This is a genomic window from Streptomyces sp. HNM0645, assembly GCF_030056615.1.
Lineage (GTDB): Bacteria > Actinomycetota > Actinomycetes > Streptomycetales > Streptomycetaceae > Streptomyces > Streptomyces marianii.
Window position 1 is genome coordinate 23,272 of the sequence record NZ_JASHLT010000057.1, and the last position, 19,771, is coordinate 43,042.

Consider the following 19,771-nt stretch of genomic DNA (forward strand, 5'->3'; position numbering starts at 1 on the left):
CTGCCGGCGTTCGGCCAGGTCGGCGCCGGCTCCGTGCGATGTCACCGCCGGGTCCGCGGTCCGAGCACTGGGATCGCGAGAGCGCTCGGCGCGACCATGCCTGCGGCCGTCCACATCAGCCGCCGGTGGTCTTCGAGCCAGGAGTCCATGGCGCCAGGGTAAAGGCTGGCCCCAGGTAGTGGACGAGAAGAACGAGCCAAATTAGAACATATGCTGCAATATCGTCCACCGACGGAACGAGCAGAGGCCGGGTGTGCATGTGCGGCGCCTCTCCGGGAGCGAACAACTGGTCGATCTCGAAGTGTCGCGCCGGTTCCCCGGGTGCCACCAGTGACACCACGTCATGCCGGCACCCCCAGAAATGTCACGGACCGGCAGTGACACCACGCCACTACCAGGCGGCCTGGGACTCTCGTGCAATCGACCCATGACCCCGACACCCGTCATCGACGTTGACCGTCTCAACCTCAGCTACGGCGACTTCCACGCCGTGAAGAACCTGTCTTTCCAGGTGGAGAAAGGAGAGCTCTACGCGCTGCTCGGCACGAACGGGGCCGGCAAAACCTCGACCCTGGAAACAGTGGAAGGCCACCGCACGGCCGATTCAGGCACCGTGCGCGTCTTCGGCCGCAGCCCGCGGGACCGGCGGGCAGTGCGCTCCCGGATCGGCATCATGCTGCAGGAGAGCGGTTTCTCGTCAGACCTGACGGTGAAGGAGTCGGTCCAACTGATCGGCACGCTCTCCCAGCGCACCGACACGGTCGAGCGCGTGCTCGACATCGTCGACCTGAGGCGCAAGGCCGACACCAAGGTGTCCCAGCTCTCCGGCGGCGAGAAGCGGCGTCTGGACTTCGCCACCGCCGTCTACGGCACACCTGAGCTGATCTTCCTTGATGAGCCGACCACCGGTCTGGACATCCACTCCCGGGACGACCTGTGGCGGGCGGTGGACAAGCTGCGCGAGGACGGCTCCACCGTCGTGCTGACCACGCACTATCTGGAGGAGGCGCAGCAGCACGCCGACCGTATCGGGCTCATGCACCAGGGCGTCTTCCACCAGGAAGGGACTGTCTCCGAGCTCACCCGGACCCTACCGGCCACGATCCGCTTCACCTTGGCAACCCCCGCACCAGCGGATCTGCCGCTGCTGGGCAGGAGCGACGGCGAGGGGCGGTTCCTGATCGAGACCTTCGACCTGCCGCACGACCTCTACATCCTGCTCGGCTGGGCGCACGCCAACGAAGCTGAACTGCGCGAACTCGAGGCCGGGCCGACCCGGCTCGACGACGTCTTCCGCAAGATCAGCGGCGTCTGAATCTCCCAAGAGGCCCCGGCCGGATCCGCCGCGCATTCGGCGCCCAGCCGCCGGAACCCCACAAGAACCTCACAGGAAAGAACCCTCACGATGCTCCCCATCGCTCTCAGCGAGCTGAAGCAGATCTTCCGCAACCGGCTGGTGCTGCTGACCAGTCTCGTCATCCCGATCGTGCCGTGCGCGTTCTTCGTCTACCAGCATGAAATCTTCGCCGACCTGGGCAGCCTCGGGTACATCGCCGCCGTGGTGATGTTCACGGTGACAGCCTTCGGGCTCTACACGACCGTCGTGACCACGCTGGCCTCTCGCCGCCAGAGTCTCTTCCTCAAGCGGCTGCGCTCCACCCCGACGAGCGACGCTGGGATCCTCGTGGGACTGATACTCCCGGTCACCCTCCTAGCGATCGTGCAGGTAGTGGCGATCCTCGCCGTACTGGCCGCGGTCACCGGCGCGCCGGCCAGCCTCCCGCTGCTGGCAGTAGCGGTCCTGTCCACGGTGGCCATGATGCTCGCCCTGGGACTGGCCACGGCGGGACTGACGAACTCCCCCGAACATGCCCAGGTGACCACCCTGCCCGTCAGTCTCGGCGCCATCGGCGTCTCCACCTGGGTAGGGATCACCGGCACCACGGAGCTCACCCAGCTCAAGCGGCTCCTCCCCGGCGGCTCCGCCACCGAACTCGCCCTCAGCGCCTGGAACGGCGGCGTACCCGCGGCGGACTCCCTGCCACTGCTGCTGCCGACACTGGCCTGGGTCGTCGTTGCCGTCGCGCTGGCTTCCCGCATGTTCCGCTGGGAACCGCGCCGCTGACCCGTGGTCCGCATTCCTGACAGTTCGGACCGCAGAACCTGTCTCCGCGCGAACGTCGCCGCCCTTCTCGCCCCTGACCCCGACGCGGGACCGCGCGCCGCGGACCGCCTCTTCTCCCGCTCTGTCACTCAGAGGGCGTCTTCAGCGTTGGCCCTCCAGGGTGAGGACGGCGGCGGCGATGACCGTCATGCGGTTGGGGCTGCAGCGGGCTCTGCGGAAGACACGCCAGGACTTCGGTCTCGCGACGCTTCGTTCGGCCGGTGCTCGTGCCGCTGACACGGCCCGGTTGATCGTCCACTGGCTCGCGGTGAGGCCCCGGTGCGGAAGACGCCTGATCGGCGTGGTCACCCAGGAGCCGGCCCCGACGTAGGCGCGGTCGGCGAGGACGGCACGCCCTGGTGTTCGCAGATCCGGATGATGCGGTGGGTGCGGGCCGCAGTCAGATCGTGAGTGCGGCCGGGCAGTGCGGGCGAGATCCACAGCAGCTTGCCCGCAGGGTCGGCAACGGCCTGCACGTTCACGCCGTTTACGGCGCTCGCCGGGATCCGTCTCCTTCACGTTCCCGTACGGTCGCCGCTCTGGCGAGCTGTGCGAGGGGCGTGACGCGGCTCACGGGAACTCGTACGCTTCGACCGTCAGTTGAAGATGTGACCACAGATATGCGAACCCGGGTGCGCGACGGGAATGCGGATGCCTTCGCGGAGCTCTTCGACGAGTGTGCCCGCACGGTGTACAACCACGCCTTCCGGCTGACCGCCGACTGGTCGCTGGCCGAGGACGTCATGTCGACGACCTTCATGGAGGCGTGGCGGAGCCGTGCCTCGGTCGAGGCCGAAGGAGGCTCACTGCGGCCGTGGCTGCTGGGTATCGCCACCAACGTCGCCCGCTCCCACTACCGCAGCAACCGCCGATACCTCAGAGCGGCAAGCGCCGCAGCCGCCGCGCACGCCACCGAGGAACAGGTCGAGGACCACGCCGAGGAGACCGCCGGACGCCTGGACGACCAGCGTCGTATCAACGCCACGCTGGCCGCCCTCAGTCTGCTCAAGCGCCCTGAGCGCGAGGTCCTGACGCTGTGCATGTGGGAGGGGATGGAGTACGCCGACGCGGCCCGTGCCCTGGGCATTCCGATCGGCACCGTCCGTTCCCGCCTCTCCCGTGCCCGCGCCAGGCTGCGCAGACTCGCCGACACGCAACTGCTCGAAGGAAAACGGGAACTCAACCGTGCGAACCGGCAGATAGCAGGTGACCGCGGATACGCGGTCCGGTCCGCACAGGAAGGAAACCGATGAACGCCAGCCCCTCCCACCAGCCTCACCCGGCTGAGTGGACGGAGACGCAGAGCCTTCTGCCCGCCGCCGAGCGGGATCTGCCGACGGGCCGCCACCAGTTCCACAAGGAGCAGATGATGGCCCAGATCCAGGACGACCTCCGCACCGCCGCTGCCACCCGCGTCGCACCTGCGAAGCGGTCCAACCCGTTCCTGCGGCGCACGATCCTGCTGCCCGCCGCGGCATTCGCCCTGGCCGGCGCGGTCGTGGGCGGCCTCGCCCTCACCGGCGGCAAGGCGGACGGGAAGACCGCGCTGGCCAACGGCCCCGCACTGACCACCCGGATCGGCGTCGCCAACGCCAAGGGCGCCCCCGAACTCCTCGACCGCATCTCCCTGGCCGCCGCCGGCACCTCCGCGCCCGCCCCGCACGCCGGCCAGTACGTCTACATCGCCTCGCAGGTGGCCGACACCTACGTCAAGACCGTTGACGACAAGTCCCGGGTGGTCAGCGACGAACTGCACTCCCGCCAGGTCTGGAGCTCCCTCGACGGCAAGGACGGCTGGCTGATCGAGGCCGGCCAGACGAGCGACAAGGGCATGACCCTGGCGAGCGACGTCCCCTACAGCGGGGCCTACAACGCCCTGGCCAAGCTGCCGACCGACCCCGACGCACTGCTGCGGAAGATCTACAGCGAGTCGGAGGCCTACCGGGACCCCGAAGTCCCGCGCGACCAGGCGGCGTTCGTTGCCATTGGTGACCTGCTGACCGAGAGCTACCCGCCCGCCGACGTCAGCGCCGCCCTGTACAAAGCCGCGGCCAGGATCCCGGGGGTCGTCGCGGTGGACGACGCGGCCGACGCCACGGGCCGGCACGGAATCGCGATCGCCCGGGAGAACGACGCCGACGGCCAGCGCACCGAGTGGATCTTCGACAAGAAGACCCTGCAGTTCCTCGGCGAGCGCGTCGTGGTGGTCAAGCCCGTGAAGGACAGCGAGTTCACGGTCGGCACGGTCACGCACACCAGCGCGATCACCCAGCGCGCGGTCGTCGACGCCAACAAGCAGGTCCCCGGGCAAGCCGGCTGACGCCCCGACAGCACCTGGCCGCCTGATCGTTCTGCCCGGTCCCGCCCGCGCTGCTCGCCCAGGCCGGTCGGGCCTGGGCGAACCTGCTCACCTGCCCGGTCGGCACCAGGAACTTCTGCTGGGCGGCCTTGCTGTCGGCCTCCAGCGACGCCGACTTCCCTCCGGCTACGTTGCGGCGCCGTCGGCCAGGAACGGCCCGGCACCCACGGCCGTCCGGAGGATCACGGTTCAGCGCCGACGGCCAGCAACTCGGCCCGATCGTGACTCCCACGGGGCGCCGCGAGTGCACGGGTCATCAGACAAACTCAATGGACACGTGCTCCACGTGGTCCCAGTTGCAGTACGCGTTGGTCCGGGTCGGGCCGGTCACGATGCTGCTCGACCCCCAACCTCCAGCGTGCAGTCGACGTTGACGCGCCACTTGTAGTTCCCGGCAGTGAAGCACTGGCCCCACCCGTTGGTGAGGTTCTTGCCGCCGCTGGGCGATTCTCGACGAAGCCATCTCCATGCGGCTCGCGGACAGCCGCTGCCGGTCCTCACCAGTGGTGTTGGAGGCGTGGTCCCCGCTGGGGGCCAGTCACGGCACGCTGTCGGTCGCGCGGATGGCCGAAGCGACCGGGCGGAGCCGGACGGAGTGCCCGGCGTAGCGGGGTTGCGTAGGACTCCGAGGACCGTACTCGGCGCCCACGGACCGTCGTCGGGAACATCAGCGGGCTCCAGGCCTGCCGCCAAACGCTTCTCATTCCGCTCGATCGCCAGCACGCGGCTGCGCGGCAAAGATCGCTCTGTTCCGGGCCCTGTTCGTAGGCCGCGATGACGTCTACGCCACCCGGTGGGTGAGCGGGAAGACGGATCGGACGGGCTGGAGCCCCGCCGAGGACAACCCCTTCGCCAAGAACAAGAACGACGCCGAGCGGGTGTTCCGGCCTCTGACCGACCGAGTCGTCTTCTGGCCGAGGTCTCCCGCTCCGGGGTCGGCGCCCACGTGTGGACCTTCTTCACCGCGCCCGTCACCGCGGTCACCGCCAGCACACTGGGGATGGTTGCTACGCCGGGCGATCGACGTCCGCGGGCAGATGACGCTGTCCAGCTACGACCGTTTGTTCCCCGCCCAGGACCTACTGCCGACGAACGCCAAGGGCAGCGCCCGGTTCGGCAACCTGATCGCGCTCCCGCTGCAGGGGGCCTACCGCCTCAAGGGCACCACTGTGTTCTGCGACCCACAGACCTGGGAGCCATACCCGATCAGTTCGCACGTCTGTCTCAGGTGGAGCGGCTCTCCCCGGCCCAGGTCGAGGCGCTCGTCGACAAGCTCGGTCGTCCCCGCGCGCCGCCGACCGGAGCCCTCGCGATCTGCGACGACACCGCCGGTGGTACCAGGTGCGGGGTTCTTCGTCGTCGCAGGATGCGCAGCTCCGCTCCGGGAACAGATCGCGTGCGATCATGCTCGCAGGCGCGTCTTCCCCCGTCGCGCGCGAGCGCCCTGCCCCCGCGCGAGAGATGCAGGGGCAGGGCGCTCGTTCACGTCAGGTCAAGAACCGACAAGTTGGCGAAGCACGTACTGCATGATGCCGCCGTTGCGGTAGTAGTCCGCCTCACCGGGGGTGTCGATGCGGACGACCGCGTCGAACTCCACACCGCTGTCGGTGGTCACCTTCACCGTGCGGGGCGTCGTGCCCTCGTTGAGTTCGGTGACACCGGCGATGGAGAAGGACTCCTCGCCCGTCAGGCCGAGGGACTCGGCAGAGGTGCCCTCGGGGAACTGCAGCGGGAGGACGCCCATGCCGATGAGGTTCGAGCGGTGGATGCGCTCGTACGACTCGGCGATGACGGCCTTGACGCCGAGGAGCGCGGTGCCCTTGGCGGCCCAGTCGCGGGACGAGCCGGAGCCGTACTCCTTGCCGGCGAGCACGACCAGCGGGATGCCCCGCTCGATGTAGTTGCGCGAGGCGTCGTAGATGAACGACACCGGAGCCGCGTCAGCAGTTGCGGACTGCGTGAAGTCGCGGGTGTAGCCGCCCTCGGTGCCCGGCGCGATCTGGTTGCGCAGGCGGATGTTGGCGAACGTACCGCGGATCATGACCTCGTGGTTGCCGCGGCGCGAGCCGTAGGAGTTGAAGTCGCGGCGCTCCACACCGTGTTCGGTGAGGTACTTGCCGGCCGGGGTGTCGGCCTTGATGGCACCGGCCGGGGAGATGTGGTCGGTGGTGACCGAGTCGCCGAGCTTGGCGAGGACGCGGGCGCCCTCGATGTCGGTGACCGGGGTGGTCTCCATCGTCATGCCCTCGAAGTACGGGGGCTTGCGGACGTAGGTCGACTCGGCGTCCCACTCGAAGGTGTTGCCGGTCGGGATCGGCAGCGCCTGCCACTGGGCGTCGCCCGCGAAGACGTTCTGGTAGGACTTGTTGAACATGTCCTCGCCGATGGCGTTGGCCACGACGTCGTTGACCTCGGCCTCGGAGGGCCAGATGTCCTTGAGGTAGACCGGGTTGCCCTCGGTGTCGGTACCGAGCGCCTCGCGGGTGATGTCCACCTTCATGGAGCCCGCGAGGGCGTAGGCGACGACCAGCGGCGGGGACGCCAGGTAGTTCATCTTGACGTCGGGGTTGATCCGGCCCTCGAAGTTGCGGTTGCCGGAGAGCACCGAGGTGACGGCCAGGTCGTGGTCGTTGACGGCCTTGGAGACCTCCTCCGGCAGCGGGCCGGAGTTGCCGATGCAGGTGGTGCAGCCGTAGCCGACGAGGTTGAAGCCGACCTTGTCGAGGTACGGGGTCAGGCCCGCCTTGTCGAAGTAGTCGGTGACGACCTTGGAGCCCGGGGCGAGGGTGGTCTTGACCCACGGCTTGCGGGTCAGGCCCTTCTCGACCGCCTTCTTGGCCACCAGCGCGGCGGCGACCATGACGTACGGGTTCGAGGTGTTGGTGCAGGAGGTGATCGCGGCGACGGTGACGGCGCCGTGGTCGATCTCGTACGTCGAGCCGTCGGGGGCGGTGACCGTGGTCGGCCTCGACGGGGCGCCGTTCGGGGAGATCGCCGGGGCGTCGGAGGCCGGGAAGGACTCCTTGCCGGCCTCGTCGACCTCGTCGACGTAGTTGCGGACGTCCAGTGCGAACTGCTGGGCGGCGTTGGCGAGGACGATGCGGTCCTGCGGGCGCTTCGGGCCGGCGATGGAGGGGACGACCGTGGAGAGGTCGAGCTCCAGCTTCTCGGAGAAGTCGGGCTCGGCGGCCGGGTCCAGCCACAGACCCTGCTCCTTGGCGTACGCCTCGACGAGCGCGACCTGCTGCTCGCTGCGTCCGGTGAGCTTGAGGTAGTTCAGGGTCTCGCCGTCGATCGGGAAGATCGCGGCCGTCGAGCCGAACTCCGGCGACATGTTGCCGATGGTGGCGCGGTTCGCGAGGGAGGTGGCGGCGACGCCCTCGCCGTAGAACTCGACGAACTTGCCGACGACGCCGTGCTTGCGCAGCATCTCGGTGATCGTGAGGACGAGGTCGGTGGCGGTGGTGCCGGGCTGCAGCTCGCCGGTGAGCTTGAAGCCGACGACGCGCGGGATGAGCATCGAGACGGGCTGGCCGAGCATGGCGGCCTCGGCCTCGATGCCGCCGACGCCCCAGCCGAGCACGCCGAGGCCGTTGACCATGGTGGTGTGCGAGTCGGTGCCGACGAGGGTGTCGGGGTAGGCCTGGCCGCCCCGGACCATGACGGTGCGGGCCAGGTGCTCGATGTTCACCTGGTGGACGATGCCGGTGCCGGGCGGGACGACCTTGAACTCGTCGAAGGCGGTCTGGCCCCAGCGCAGGAACTGGTAGCGCTCCCTGTTGCGGCCGTACTCCAGCTCCACGTTCTGCGCGAAGGAGTCCGGCGTGCCGAACTTGTCGGCGATGACGGAGTGGTCGATGACCAGCTCGGCGGGAGCGAGCGGGTTGATCTTCGCCGGGTCGCCGCCGAGCTCCTTGACGGCCTCGCGCATGGTGGCGAGGTCCACGACACAGGGCACGCCGGTGAAGTCCTGCATGATCACGCGGGCCGGCGTGAACTGGATCTCCTGGCTCGGCTGGGCCTGCGAGTCCCAGCCGCCGAGCGCCCGGATGTGGTCGGCGGTGATGTTCGCGCCGTCCTCGGTGCGGAGCAGGTTCTCCAGGAGGACCTTGAGGCTGTAAGGGAGGCGTGCGGAACCCTCGACCTTGTCCAGCCTGAAGATCTCGTACGACTCGTCACCCACGCTCAGCGTGCTGCGGGCGTCGAAGCTGTTCGCCGACACGACAGTCTCCTTCATCAATGTGCGCGTACTGACCGCATCCTGCCGCCTACAACTCCCCGGGATCCGCTAAGGTAAGGCTTAGTTAGGTCACCCTTACTCGACGACCCGGCGGAAAGTGGCTGCGGTGCGCTCCCTGCAGATATCTCGATGTCGAGATAACTCTAGTACATGACCGCTGACGGGTCATGCCCGGACGCGAGTGACCGCTCTCATCCAATCGAGGCGTTTGCCAGCGAACCCAGGCGTTTTGACTTCCTTGCCGGCGAACCTAGCCGTACGAGGTGACGTGCTGGGGGTGCCGGGTGGCCGTACCGGTCGGGGCGGATCTTGCAGAGCCGTACGTAGAGCTGTCGTACGTGGATGCGGTACGCGAGCGTCGACGGCGTCCGCTGCTGGACTGCGTGACGGCCCGGCTCGAGGACGCACCCGCCGTGCGGCCGTTCCGCTGGTCGCGTGGTGAGCGTCACTTCTCGGGCTGGTACTGGGCGGCGACGACTGGCCAGCACGTCGGTTTCGATTCTGGCTGGAGCGGGACCGGCTTGTGCTGATGGACTTCGATCCCGAGGTTGCGGGAATCGCCTCGCAACCGTTCTGGCTCCACTGGCACGACGGCGAGCGTGAGCGTCGGCACGCTCCGGACTGCTTCGTACGCCGCGCGGACGGCTCTGCGGCGGTCGTCGACGTCCGCGCCGATGAGCGGGTCAAACCGAGGGACGCGGAAGCGTTCGAGGTGACGCGCCGGGCCTGCCGTCAGGCGGGATGGAGCTTCGAGCGGGTCGGGGTTCCGGAGGAAGTGCTGCTGGCGAACGTGCGGTGGCTGTCGCGCTACCGGCATCCCCGGTGCCGGCGCGGGCCGGTCGTGGACCGTCTCCAGGAGGTCTTCGCGGAACGGGCCCCGTTGATGGCCGGCGCGGATGCGGCCGGTGACCGGCTTGAGACGCTCCCCGTCCTGTTCCATCCCCTCTGGTTGCGCGAGCTGACCGCTGAGGGCCTGGCGGCCGGGCTGCTGGGGCCGCCCACCTTCGTGCGCCTGGCGGACGGAAGTGTCCGGTGATGCGGGCCGGGGAAGAACGGCGGGTGCCTCCGACGGCCAGGATCGCGGAGTTCCCTCAGATCGCTGCGGAACAGGCCCGCTGGTGGGAGAGGCACATTCTGGAGGTGCTGGACGGCTTGCCGCCGGATGCTCCCGCGGGGACGGTGCCGCGCCCGGAGTTCGACCCGGGACGGAACTCGCTGGCTCAGCGGGAGCGGGCCAAGGCTGCCGAGCTGACGGCGGCCGGGCACGCGATGACGGCCAGCGGCGTCAAGCAGCGGCGCCAGCGCTATCAGCGGGACGGGCTGGTCGGACTGGTCGGACTGGTCGACGGCCGGTCGGCCAAGCAGATGCCGTCCTTCGGCCGGGTGGCTCCGGCGGTGGTCGAGGCGATGCAGCAGGCGATCGGCGAGACGGCCGAGGCGTCGTCGAAGACGATCGGCTTCGTGGTCTGGCGGGCGACGCAGATCCTGGCCTCCCGTGAGGACGCGCAGGACATCGAGGTTCCCTCACAGCGCACGCTCTACCGGCTGTTCGACAAGCTGGCCGCGTGTTCTGGAAACATCTGCACCGTGTCGGCGTCCCGTTCGGCGAGACGGCCTGGGACCACGCCCGCGAACAGGTCCCGGGCGGGACCGAGGAACAGATCGCCGATGCCGCCGATGCCCTGCTGCAGCGGGCACACGACGGGCCAGCACACCGGCAGGACCATGCGACGAAGCGGTCCCGGCGCGTCGCGGCACAGACCCGGGCCACTGCCTCCGACCGGCCGGTCCCCGATCCGCCCACCGCCGAAGCAGTTCAGGACGACCAGGGGGACACCGAGTCGGCGAAGGTCATCCCGCTGGGCCTGTTTGATCCGCTCGCCAACCCCTGGAGGCGTCCGTGACCATCTCCGAACCAGCGACGGGACGCACATCGCTGAAGGATGCGGACGCCGAGGCCAACCAACAGCTGACCACCCTGGAGGGGTGGCGGAAGTTCGCCGCCGGCCCACCCGGTCCCCCCGTCCTGCTGCCCCCGGCCGAGCTGGACGGTCTTTCTCCGGTCGAGCGGGTGCGCTATGACAAGGACCGGCTCGACCATCACGCCCGCATGCTCGTGGTCGCCACCTCGTTCGTCGAGAAGACGGTGGTCTGCGGGCGGCGGCTGGTCCTGCTCAACCGGCACGCGATCAGCGCCCGCCGCGGCCTGATGGTCTCCGGGCTGCCCGGAACCGGCAAGACCAGTGCCCTCACCCAGGTCGGGCTCGCCCACGAACTCCTCGACCGGGCTCGCCACTCGAACGTCGCCGACCGCATCCCGGTGCTGTTTCGGTGAGGGCGGCAAGCGGACGTCTCTGTCACGGCCTACGACCGGGGCGACGTCACTTCATCGACTCCAGAATGCGGTCGAGCGTCCGGCGCCCCATTCGGCTCATCGTCGGATTGCTCTCGACGTAGTACCAGACGAGCCCCATCGCCTGTTCGAACGCCCATGCCTTGCCGCGCTCCCACTCCAGATCGTCACAGGCCAGTGTCCGCCGGAGCACTTCCCGTGGGCCCGGCTGCAACAGGTGCCAGGCGCTGACCAGATCCAGCGCGGGGTCGGCCGGGCCGAATCCGCCGGTGTCGAGGACGCCGCCGAGCCGGTCTCCCGCGACGAGCACATTGCCGGGAATCAGGTCGCCGTGGCTCATCACGTCGGCACTCGTGCGCGGCAGCTCCCGGAAGTGGCTCCACAGTCGGCGCAGCCGGGGCATGTCGAGCAGCCCCTGGCTCGCCTCGAAGCACTTCTCCATCCAGGTGTCGTGGTGAGCGAGAACGCCGCCGCGATTGTCGCCGCTGAAAAGCCGACCCCGCGTCTCGGCTTCCCGCAGGGCCGCGATGAAGGCTGCAAGGTCCTCGGCGAATGCGTCCGACCCACTCGGGTCGGCATCGAAGGCGACCGTTCCCGGCAGCCACGTCTGGACCGACCACGGCATGGGATAACCCGCTCCGGGCTTTCCCAGGGCGACGGGTTCCGGAACGGGAAACCGAGACACCTGTGCCAGCTCCGCGCTCGCCCGGGCTTCCCGTTCCAGAACCGCCAGCGCCTCCGCGGCATCGGTCAGACGCAGCGGGAAACGCGCGGAGAGGTCGTCCCCGATGCGGAAGATGGCGTGGACCGTCCCGGTCGACGACAGGAGTCGGATCGCCTTGCCGCTCCACTGAGGGAACTGTTCTTGGATCAAAGTCGCAACGATGTCGGTGGTCACGTCCACTTGGTCCTCGTGCATGGTCAATCTCGCAGGCCCTTCCACTAGTCCAGTCCGAAACGACGGAAGCAGTCCAGATCAACTGGGACGACAGCCAGTATTCAGACGCCAGGTTCCAGATCAACTGAGATTTTTTCGGCCACCCAGGTGTCCCAGCCGCAGCAGTGACCTGGGGTGACCGGAACGGCCGGAGAGACACCGTGACGCGGCCGGCGGGCCCGCCTGGGCGGCCCTGGAGGGCCAGGAGCAACTGATTCAGCGCGTGTCCTTCGAGGGAGCGGGCACGGTCCTGCCCTCGCGCCTGCCGGTGAGGGCCCCCCCGCACACAGATGCGCGAATGCCCGGCCATAGGTGGTGGCCGGGCATTCGTTCTGGTGGAACTGGACAGCAGCATAGGGCAGTTGTCACAGTCGCCGACGGCCCCTAAGTGACCCTCCGCTCCCGAAGCCACGGCGAAGTGGCAAGTAGCTCTCTACAGCGGATCAGGGGTGCGCTTGTCAACGGTTCGCTGCTTCTTGTTCTTGTGGTGGTGATGCTCCGTCATCTTGGACGCGTCATCGACGACCAAGAAGGAGAGGGGAGTGCGGCTTACGGGCACTCACAAGCATGCAACTTTCGGAGCCCGCGTCGATTCACGACGCAGTTCCTGATGTTGCAGACTTGATCGTTTCACGGCACCCCTAGTAGTACAAGTACAGGTGGTACTTCCAAACCCCGTCCGTGCCGGGGAAGTAGTCGCAGTCCCATGCCCAACTGGGGTTTTTGCCCACCCAGTACATCGCTGCCACGGCGCAGTTGTGGTAGCTGCTGTGGCTGCTATAGAAGTGCCAGCTTGCAGCCGCGCGCTGGATGCTTGCACTGCTCCCATTACTGGCGGAAGTGACGGTTGACGCTGCGGGCGCTGCCTGGGCCGGTGCTGCTGTGAGCCCTAATCCGACTGCGCTGCCGAGGGCGAGCCCTACGAGGATCTTTCGTGTGCGCATAAGTGAACGATTCCCTTCGTGATGAGGTGGGGCATCTCTCCGCCCACCTGTTCGTGGATCGACCATCTCTCCGTCCGGAAATCTGGCCTGCCCCGGCTGGTGACGGGCTTCTCCGGTGCTCGTCCTGGCCCCCTAACGCAAGGCCAGCACAGTCGTCGCGGTGCTGCATGACCAGGGTCGGGGCGGGCCTCGGCGGAATCGACTCGTTTCGGGCTGGCCCGAAGCGTCCGCGGGTGGGAAGCATTCTGGGGGTGACCTTGAGGATCCACTTCACGGCTGAGGACCTGGCCCGCACCCGCATGGCCTCCGGGGTGCGCCCGCTGCTGGAACTGGAGATCGGCGTCCGGCTGCTGCAGGAGCGGAGCCACCCTGTGCGGTTCGACGCATGGCGACAGCGGACCGCTGCCGGTCTGCACCGACGGCACGGCCCGTTGTTCGACTTCATCCCTGCGCTCGGGCCGGGCGTGGGCTTCCTAGACCTGAGCGGTCCCGAGGCCCCGGAGGACTTCGCGGATAGACTGCGCTCGGCACCAGCGCACGAAATCGTCCGACACCTGGAGCAGTGGACGGCAGGACGTCAGCGCGTTCCCCAGGTAGCTCGACAGCTGCGGCAGAACCCCTCGCTCGTCCACCACGTCGCAGATGCCGTACAGAGCGCGCATGAGCTGTTCATCGCACCGTACTGGCTACGGATCCAGCAGCTCGCCGGCGCCGACCGGGTCCTGCGTCTGCGGCAGCTGTCCGAGCACGGCGTCGAGCGCCTGCTGAGTGAGCTCAACCCGCGCTACATCACATGGACATCACCGGTGCTGCATTTGACGACAGCCTCCGGCCGCGATGGCGACATTCACCTGGCGGGACGCGGACTGGTCCTCATCCCGACGGTATTCGGTGCCCATTACCCCGCTTTCGACTACTCGGACCACAGTCAGCCATGGATCACATTTCCGGTCAGAGAGAGCACGCACGCCACCGCAGCCCCCGCTACTTTCACCGCTGGCGCCCTCACCGACGTGCCGGCATCCTTGCGCGCGCTACTCGGCCGAACCCGGGCAACGGTCCTGTGCGTGATAGCCGAGCACACCAGCTGCACCACCACCCAACTGGCAATATACGCCCACATCTCCCCCGCCAGCGCCAGCGAGCACGCGAGCATCCTGCGCAACGCAGGACTCACGACCTTGACCCGAGATGGCAAGAGCGCCCGCCACGCCCTCAGTCCCGCTGGCCAAACGCTCCTCGACTCCTCCGCCCTTGACATGTGACGCGGCACGAACGCACCACAAGAAGGACGTCGGCTACTACCGGGGGACTCGTTAAGGCGCTGCAACTTGAAGCCAAGGCACACGCCGCGGCAGCAGTGGGCCAGCACCATCAGGGGATCAAGAACATCGGCCCGCTCCGCGATCCCTCGTAACCTCCGAAGGCCACACGCCGGACCCGCGGGTAAGCATCACTCTCGACTACTTGTCACTTCGCCGCAGCTTCGGGAGGACCGGGCCTAAAGTGCTGGGCGGTGCAGACACCGCCCGCCATGCCGAGACCGGACTCAGCGCTTACAGAAGCCGAACATCTGCACGAACGTCGCCGCCGGCGTGACCGCCCCGGAAGCCGGGTCTGCGCTGCCCAAAACCACTTTCACGTGCATGGTCTCGAACTCCGGATTGCGAATGTTCGCCCGATGGCTGTCGCTGCGCATCCACCACGTGAATGCGGCCAGCGGTGTCACGGCCGCATCGGCACCGTAGCCCGTGTACGCGTTTTCAGCCATGGCCCACCTCGTGCAGCCCCGTCCGAAGCCCGCTTCTTCGGCGCGTTGCTGAGGGGTCGACTTCGTCACGGGTTGATGTGCGGGTCACACAGGGTGCTCTCGTCCAGACTGGTCTTGGGGTCGTCCTTCCTGGGTGTACATCCCGGGTACTGGGCTACAGTCCCCCACCATCGCAACTTCGCCGCGGCGGTTGCATGGTCGTACGCGGCACCAGCAAGTCCGCGCGGTAGCGACGGCTTTCCCGGCCGCCCCACTCCCGCGGGCTCAGCTCGCCGTCCAGGAACACGGTGTCACCGGGCAGCGTGTCCACCGCGGCGATACACGACTCAATCTTGGACTTGCACCACCCACGCACCCGCTCGTCCTGCTCGGGATCATCCGGCGTGAAGCTCCGCCCGTCGATCCGCTTCACCAGCACCTCCTCGGAGACCTTGAGGAAGAAGTGGTGGACAGCGACCCCCGCGTCCTTCAGCACACCGAAGATCTCCTCGACATACGACATAGCCGGGGCCGCGGCAGGGCGGGCCGCACACGCACCCCCGAGGGCTGGGGACGCGACACCCGCCCCCCGAACGGACCAGCCCGCTTTGCCCCAGTTGCGCGGATGATGGACCATCAGAACCAGGCATCACCCGTATGGTCCACCCCACTGGATATCTCATCTCATATCTGAGATAGCCTGCACCCATGGCAGACGACTACCTCGTACGCATCGGCAAGCTCATCCGTGACGCCCGTCAGCATCGGGGCTGGACACAGTCGCAGCTCGCCGACGCACTCGGCACCAGCCAGAGCGCCGTCAACCGTATCGAGCGCGGCAATCAGAACATCAGTCTTGAGATGATCGCCCGGATCGGCGAGGCGCTCGACAGCGAGATCGTGTCCCTGGGCTATGCCGGTCCCATGCATCTGCGGGTCGTCGGCCGCCGCCGTCTCTCCGGCTCGATCGACGTCAAGACGAGCAAGAACGCCTGCGTCGCACTGCTGTGCGGATCGCTGCTGAACAAGGGCCGCACCGTCCTGCGCCGTGTCGCCCGGATCGAGGAGGTCTACCGGCTGCTGGAGGTACTGCACTCCATCGGCGTGCGCACCCGCTGGATCAACGACGGCACCGACCTCGAAATCGTCCCGCCGGCCCGGCTCGACATGGACGCCATCGACGCGGACGCCGCGCGCAGGACCCGCTCGATCATCATGTTCCTCGGCCCGCTGCTGCACCGTCTGGACCGTTTCCGGCTGCCGTACGCCGGCGGCTGCGACCTCGGCACCCGTACCATCGAGCCGCACATGATCGCGCTGCGCCGCTTCGGTCTGGACATCACCGCGACCGAGGGCCAGTACCACGCTGCCGTCGAGGGCTCGGTCGCCCCGGACCGACCGATCGTGCTGACCGAGCGCGGCGACACCGTCACCGAGAACGCACTGCTGGCAGCCGCCCGCCACAACGGCGTCACCGTGATCCGCAACGCGTCCTCCAACTACATGGTCCAGGACCTGTGCTTCTTCCTGGAGGCCCTGGGCGTACGGGTCGACGGCATCGGAACGACCACGCTGACCGTCCACGGTGTGCCCGAGATCGACGTGGACGTCGACTACTCCCCGTCCGAGGACCCGGTCGAGGCGATGAGCCTGATCGCGGCCGCCGTCGTCACCGAGTCCCAGCTGACGATCCGCCGGGTGCCGATCGAGTTCCTGGAGATCGAACTCGCCGTGCTGGAGGAGATGGGCCTCGACCACGACCGCACGCCCGAGTACGCCGCCGACAACGGACGGACCCGGCTGGTGGACCTGACCGTGCGCCCCTCCAAGCTCGAGGCGCCGATCGACAAGATCCACCCGATGCCGTTCCCCGGCCTCAACATCGACAACGTGCCGTTCTTCGCGGCGATCGCGGCCGTCGCCCAGGGCCAGACCCTCATTCACGACTGGGTCTACGACAATCGCGCCATCTACCTCACCGACCTCAACCGCCTCGGCGGCCGGCTCCAGCTCCTCGACCCGCACCGCGTCCTCGTCGAGGGCCCGACCCGCTGGCGGGCCGCCGAGATGATGTGCCCGCCGGCCCTGCGCCCGGCCGTGGTCGTCCTGCTCGCGATGATGGCGGCCGAGGGGACCTCGGTGCTGCGCAACGTGTACGTCATCAACCGCGGTTACGAGGACCTGGCGGAGCGCCTCAACTCGGTGGGCGCGCAGATCGAGATCTTCCGGGACATCTGACCGGCGGGCCACTGGACTCGCTCCGACCTGCACCCGTGCGGGACGGAGGGGTGCGGCGGCAGGGGCGGCCGCCGAGGGGGCCCGGGGCGGTCCTCAGCCCGTCCCGGTCCCCGCCGGCGGGTCGGCGTAGACACCGCGCAGCATGCCGGTCGCCTGGCCGACCTCGATGAGACAGCCGTCCGGATCCTGCATGTAGCACCGCAGTTCGGCCTTGCGGTCGAGGGGCTCGGTCAGGAACCGGGCACCCTTCTCCTTCGCCCGGGCGTAGAACTCCGCGATGTCCGCGACGCGGATGTTCATGAACGCCGACACGGGGTCCCCCGGCTCGGGTGCGGTCAGGGTGACGTCCGGCTTGTCCGGTGTGGGTCCGCCGCCCGGGTTCATGATGATCCAGCTGTTGGCGGCCTTCACGATGGCCGGGTTCTCCGCCAGCACCACCTCGCCGCCGAGGACGTCGGCGTAGAAGTCCCGCGAACGGCCACGTCGCGCACCGTCAGGAAGTGCGTCAGGAGCAGTCCCGTCTCCGGCGCCGGGAGAACGGGCAGGTCGGGCAGGTCGGGCAGGTCGGGCATGTCAGTCCCCTCGGCGTTGCCGTCGGTGGTGGCGCGGGCGCTGCCGGGCCCACCGGTCGGGATCGTCCTCCAGCGCCTCCCTGTCCCATCCTCCGTGCTCGGCCGCCGCCTCGTAGGTCGTGTGCAGGAACGACGCGAGGGCCCGGTCGGGGTCGTCGGCGGTGCGGACCGCCTCGTACGGCAGGAGGAACTGGCCGTTGTCCTTGCTGTAGAACGCGGCATCGGGCGCGACCGCGTGGTCGGCGAAGCCGTCGGGTTCGGGGTAGGCGTACGCGTAGAAGGCGCCCTCCTCCCCGCCACCCGGCCAGAAGCCGCAGCTGCTCAGCTCGCGGGAGTAGCCCTCCTCCATCACCCAGTCGCCGCAGTTCGGCGCGCCGCCCGGGTGGGGCGGTGCCGGCCTTCCGGAGAAGCGGGTGCAGGCCAGGTCCATCGCGCCCCAGAAGAAGTGCACCGGGCTGACCTTGCCGACGTAGTACGAGCGGAACTCGCCCAGCACCCGGTCCGCCTGCAACAACTGCCGCCAGAACAGGTGTGCGGCGTCGGGATCGTAGGTGCCGTGCCGGTCGTCCTCGGCGAAGGGGATGGCCACTTCGACCTCGTTCGGGGCCGGCTGGATCCTCGTCGGAATCCCGAGTTCACCGAGGGTCTGCATCGTCTCGCGATAGAAGTCCGCCACCGGTTTGGGCTCCAGTGCGACGGTGCGGACGTCGCCCTCACTGGTGCGGACGACCAGCCGGTGGTCGACGAAGTCGAACTCGATGTCGAAGACACCCGATCGGTAGGGGATCGCGGACGTCGTCAGGCCGCGGGGACTGACGTACGACGTGACCTGCCACCAGTGGTTGAGCAGTGGGGCGTGCGCCAGCCTGATCTTGCCCACGATCTGCATCCACATGTGGAGCGTGTCCCGTGTCGCGGTCCAGTCGTCCACGCGCAGCGCGGGCCATGTGCTCGGCGCGTCGGTGGTGTGTTCGCCCGTCATACCGCCTCCCTCCGTCCGAACGGGGCGATGCCGACCACGCTGCCACTGAGGGAGGTACCGGGCAACCGCGGGGCGCCGGGGCAGGGAGGCCGGGGGTGAGGACGCCGAGCACCTCGCGCAGTTCCTCCAGAGCCTGGTGGCCCTCACCCCTGATCAGCTCGGCCGCCCTGGCGACGGCCGGATCGCTGGCCGGGTCCCTGACCCCGAGCGCGCCCGCGGTGAGGACGATGTTGCCCACCCGGTGCGCCACCACGTCGTGGAGCTCACGGGCGATCCTGGCCCGCTCCTCCACCCGGGCCCGTGCGACGAGCAGGTGCTGCTCGCGCTCAAGGGCGTCGACGGTCGCCCGCGCCTCCAGGGCCAGGTCGCGTCGGATGGCGACGGCGTAGCCGACGACCAGCGGCCCGAGGATGAACGCGAGGGCGAACCCCGCCTCCCGCAGGCCCCAGCCCGGCGGGCCCGCCCACAGCCCCAGCGCCCCGCCACGCAGCCGGCGGCACCGAGCAGCGCGAGGGTGCGGACGCGCCGGTACGTCTCCCCCACGGTGTACATGGCCACGCCGAGCGCCACCGGGGTGAAGGCGATGAAGTAGCCGGCCGTGACGGCGAGGGCGACCGCGCCGAGGTTGCGGCGGCACCACCACAGCAGGGAGCCGACCAGGCCGGACGCGGCGGCGGCCACGGGGGTGGCCAGGCCGGTGAGGAGCCCGTTGGACGGCTTCACCCAGGTGTCGGCCACCCGATGACCACGACGACGACGGTGATCAGGGCGTCCTTCCGGCGCGACGACCAGCCGCCCCTCTCGCCGCCTTCCACCGGCCGTGGACCCACTCGGCTCTCCCGGCCCTCCCGACCGTTGCGCTCGGTCACTGGGCCCTCACCACCTCGCGCGAGCCTTCGCACGGAACACGCGGCACGGGACGCGCACCACGGAGTGCGGGGCACGGTACGCCCTGCTCGGGAAGCGCAGCCCGGAACGCGCACCTTGCGGCCACTCGGCCACTGCACGGCGCGCCCTCCGCTCAGGCCGTGCGAGCGCGAGGCATGGCACGGCAGGCGGGGGGGTGCCTCTATGTCCTTCGTCAAGCCCGAGGTGGTCATGCGGCGGCTGCCTCGGGGACGCGTGACTCGTAGAAGGTGCCGTCGCGGAGCATGGCGAACAGGACGCTGATGCGGTGGCGAGCGAGTCGGAGGAGGGCCTGGGTATGGGTCTTCCCGCGGGCCCGGCAACGG

At 68.7% G+C, this 19,771-nt stretch carries 17 protein-coding genes and 3 pseudogenes; 11 read left to right on the plus strand and 9 right to left on the minus strand.

What is annotated here, in order from left to right:
• Positions 1-427 precede the first annotated feature (427 nt).
• Positions 428-1,315, plus strand: coding sequence for an ABC transporter ATP-binding protein (locus tag QMZ92_RS30735; protein WP_283300846.1), 888 nt, complete (start codon positions 428-430; stop codon positions 1,313-1,315).
• 90 nt (positions 1,316-1,405) lie between these two features.
• On the plus strand, positions 1,406-2,125 hold the full coding sequence (locus QMZ92_RS30740; RefSeq protein WP_283300847.1) for an ABC transporter permease: 720 nt from the start codon (positions 1,406-1,408) through the stop codon (positions 2,123-2,125).
• A 141-nt stretch (positions 2,126-2,266) separates the two neighbouring features.
• Here the strand turns inward: QMZ92_RS30740 and QMZ92_RS30745 are convergent.
• Positions 2,267-2,652 (minus strand): annotated as a pseudogene (locus tag QMZ92_RS30745) (transposase family protein); the annotation flags it as partial.
• 120 nt (positions 2,653-2,772) lie between these two features.
• Here QMZ92_RS30745 and QMZ92_RS30750 point away from each other — a divergent pair.
• From QMZ92_RS30750 to QMZ92_RS36585, 3 genes are all read left to right on the plus strand, one after another.
• Positions 2,773-3,417, plus strand: a complete 645-nt coding sequence (locus QMZ92_RS30750; RefSeq protein WP_283300848.1) for an RNA polymerase sigma factor — start codon at positions 2,773-2,775, stop codon at positions 3,415-3,417.
• Positions 3,414-4,484: a CU044_5270 family protein gene (locus QMZ92_RS30755; protein WP_283300849.1), complete on the plus strand. Its 1,071-nt coding sequence runs from the start codon at positions 3,414-3,416 to the stop codon at positions 4,482-4,484. Before QMZ92_RS30750 ends, QMZ92_RS30755 begins: the two co-directional genes overlap by 4 nt.
• 785 nt (positions 4,485-5,269) lie before the next feature.
• Positions 5,270-6,070 (plus strand): TOTE conflict system archaeo-eukaryotic primase domain-containing protein, encoded by an 801-nt coding sequence (locus tag QMZ92_RS36585; RefSeq protein WP_502962171.1) that lies wholly within the window; start codon positions 5,270-5,272, stop codon positions 6,068-6,070.
• On the opposite strand, the gene acnA is transcribed toward QMZ92_RS36585, so the two are convergent.
• Positions 6,016-8,745 (minus strand): aconitate hydratase AcnA, encoded by a 2,730-nt coding sequence (gene acnA, locus QMZ92_RS30760; protein WP_283300858.1) that lies wholly within the window; start codon positions 8,743-8,745, stop codon positions 6,016-6,018. The genes QMZ92_RS36585 and acnA overlap by 55 nt on opposite strands.
• 547 nt (positions 8,746-9,292) lie before the next feature.
• Between acnA and QMZ92_RS30765 the strand changes: the two genes are divergently transcribed.
• A complete protein-coding gene (locus tag QMZ92_RS30765) occupies positions 9,293-9,799 on the plus strand; it encodes a TnsA-like heteromeric transposase endonuclease subunit (protein WP_349307782.1) in 507 nt (168 codons plus the stop codon).
• A gap of 271 nt (positions 9,800-10,070) precedes the next feature.
• Here QMZ92_RS30765 and QMZ92_RS30770 read toward each other — a convergent pair whose 3' ends face one another.
• The gene (locus QMZ92_RS30770; protein WP_283300850.1) at positions 10,071-10,277 is read right to left on the minus strand and encodes a hypothetical protein; all 207 of its coding nucleotides are present in this window, start codon (positions 10,275-10,277) and stop codon (positions 10,071-10,073) included.
• A gap of 51 nt (positions 10,278-10,328) precedes the next feature.
• On the opposite strand from QMZ92_RS30770, the gene QMZ92_RS30775 reads away from it, so the two are divergent.
• Positions 10,329-10,667: a hypothetical protein gene (locus QMZ92_RS30775; protein ID WP_283300851.1), complete on the plus strand. Its 339-nt coding sequence runs from the start codon at positions 10,329-10,331 to the stop codon at positions 10,665-10,667.
• The gene (locus QMZ92_RS30780; RefSeq protein WP_283300852.1) at positions 10,664-11,098 is read left to right on the plus strand and encodes a hypothetical protein; all 435 of its coding nucleotides are present in this window, start codon (positions 10,664-10,666) and stop codon (positions 11,096-11,098) included. The genes QMZ92_RS30775 and QMZ92_RS30780 overlap by 4 nt, the downstream gene beginning before the upstream one ends.
• Positions 11,099-11,144: 46 nt before the next feature.
• Here the strand turns inward: QMZ92_RS30780 and QMZ92_RS30785 are convergent, their stop codons facing one another.
• Positions 11,145-12,035 carry an aminoglycoside phosphotransferase family protein gene (locus QMZ92_RS30785; RefSeq protein WP_283300859.1) on the minus strand — a complete coding sequence of 297 codons (891 nt, stop codon included), beginning with the start codon at positions 12,033-12,035 and terminating at the stop codon, positions 11,145-11,147.
• Between the two features lie 1,195 nt (positions 12,036-13,230).
• Here QMZ92_RS30785 and QMZ92_RS30790 point away from each other — a divergent pair.
• Complete coding sequence (locus QMZ92_RS30790; RefSeq protein WP_283300853.1) at positions 13,231-14,262, plus strand: ArsR/SmtB family transcription factor; 1,032 nt, start codon at positions 13,231-13,233, stop codon at positions 14,260-14,262.
• Between the two features lie 284 nt (positions 14,263-14,546).
• On the opposite strand, the gene QMZ92_RS30795 is transcribed toward QMZ92_RS30790, so the two are convergent.
• Together QMZ92_RS30795 and QMZ92_RS30800 are read right to left on the minus strand one after the other, a co-directional pair.
• Positions 14,547-14,768, minus strand: a complete 222-nt coding sequence (locus tag QMZ92_RS30795) for a CAP domain-containing protein (protein WP_283300854.1) — start codon at positions 14,766-14,768, stop codon at positions 14,547-14,549.
• Positions 14,769-14,922: 154 nt separating this feature from the next.
• A complete protein-coding gene (locus tag QMZ92_RS30800; RefSeq protein ID WP_349307783.1) occupies positions 14,923-15,270 on the minus strand; it encodes a hypothetical protein in 348 nt (115 codons plus the stop codon).
• Between the two features lie 185 nt (positions 15,271-15,455).
• Between QMZ92_RS30800 and QMZ92_RS30805 the strand changes: the two genes are divergently transcribed.
• A complete protein-coding gene (locus QMZ92_RS30805; RefSeq protein WP_283300855.1) occupies positions 15,456-16,985 on the plus strand; it encodes a helix-turn-helix domain-containing protein in 1,530 nt (509 codons plus the stop codon).
• Between the two features lie 93 nt (positions 16,986-17,078).
• On the opposite strand, the pseudogene QMZ92_RS30810 reads toward QMZ92_RS30805, so the two are convergent.
• Together QMZ92_RS30810 and QMZ92_RS30815 are read right to left on the minus strand one after the other, a co-directional pair.
• Positions 17,079-17,557, minus strand: a pseudogene (locus QMZ92_RS30810) (VOC family protein).
• Position 17,558: 1 nt separating this feature from the next.
• Positions 17,559-18,539, minus strand: coding sequence for a DUF5996 family protein (locus tag QMZ92_RS30815; RefSeq protein WP_283300856.1), 981 nt, complete (start codon positions 18,537-18,539; stop codon positions 17,559-17,561).
• 136 nt (positions 18,540-18,675) lie between these two features.
• Here QMZ92_RS30815 and QMZ92_RS36590 point away from each other — a divergent pair, with 136 nt between their 5' ends.
• Positions 18,676-19,131: a hypothetical protein gene (locus tag QMZ92_RS36590; protein WP_502962172.1), complete on the plus strand. Its 456-nt coding sequence runs from the start codon at positions 18,676-18,678 to the stop codon at positions 19,129-19,131.
• Between the two features lie 504 nt (positions 19,132-19,635).
• Here the strand turns inward: QMZ92_RS36590 and QMZ92_RS30825 are convergent.
• Positions 19,636-19,771, minus strand: a pseudogene (locus QMZ92_RS30825) (IS110 family transposase); the annotation flags it as partial.

Bases quoted from the DNA above. Each gene is read 5' to 3' on its own strand.
- QMZ92_RS30735 (WP_283300846.1), top strand. From the start codon at position 428: ATGACCCCGACACCCGTCATCGACGTTGACCGTCTCAACCTCAGCTAC.
- QMZ92_RS30795 (WP_283300854.1), bottom strand. From the start codon at position 14,768: ATGGCTGAAAACGCGTACACGGGCTACGGTGCCGATGCGGCCGTGACA.
- QMZ92_RS30765 (WP_349307782.1), top strand. From the start codon at position 9,293: ATGGACTTCGATCCCGAGGTTGCGGGAATCGCCTCGCAACCGTTCTGG.
- QMZ92_RS30815 (WP_283300856.1), bottom strand. From the start codon at position 18,539: ATGACGGGCGAACACACCACCGACGCGCCGAGCACATGGCCCGCGCTG.
- QMZ92_RS30805 (WP_283300855.1), top strand. From the start codon at position 15,456: ATGGCAGACGACTACCTCGTACGCATCGGCAAGCTCATCCGTGACGCC.
- QMZ92_RS30800 (WP_349307783.1), bottom strand. From the start codon at position 15,270: ATGTCGTATGTCGAGGAGATCTTCGGTGTGCTGAAGGACGCGGGGGTC.
- QMZ92_RS30770 (WP_283300850.1), bottom strand. From the start codon at position 10,277: ATGTCCTGCGCGTCCTCACGGGAGGCCAGGATCTGCGTCGCCCGCCAG.
- QMZ92_RS30755 (WP_283300849.1), top strand. From the start codon at position 3,414: ATGAACGCCAGCCCCTCCCACCAGCCTCACCCGGCTGAGTGGACGGAG.
- QMZ92_RS30740 (WP_283300847.1), top strand. From the start codon at position 1,406: ATGCTCCCCATCGCTCTCAGCGAGCTGAAGCAGATCTTCCGCAACCGG.
- QMZ92_RS30785 (WP_283300859.1), bottom strand. From the start codon at position 12,035: ATGCACGAGGACCAAGTGGACGTGACCACCGACATCGTTGCGACTTTG.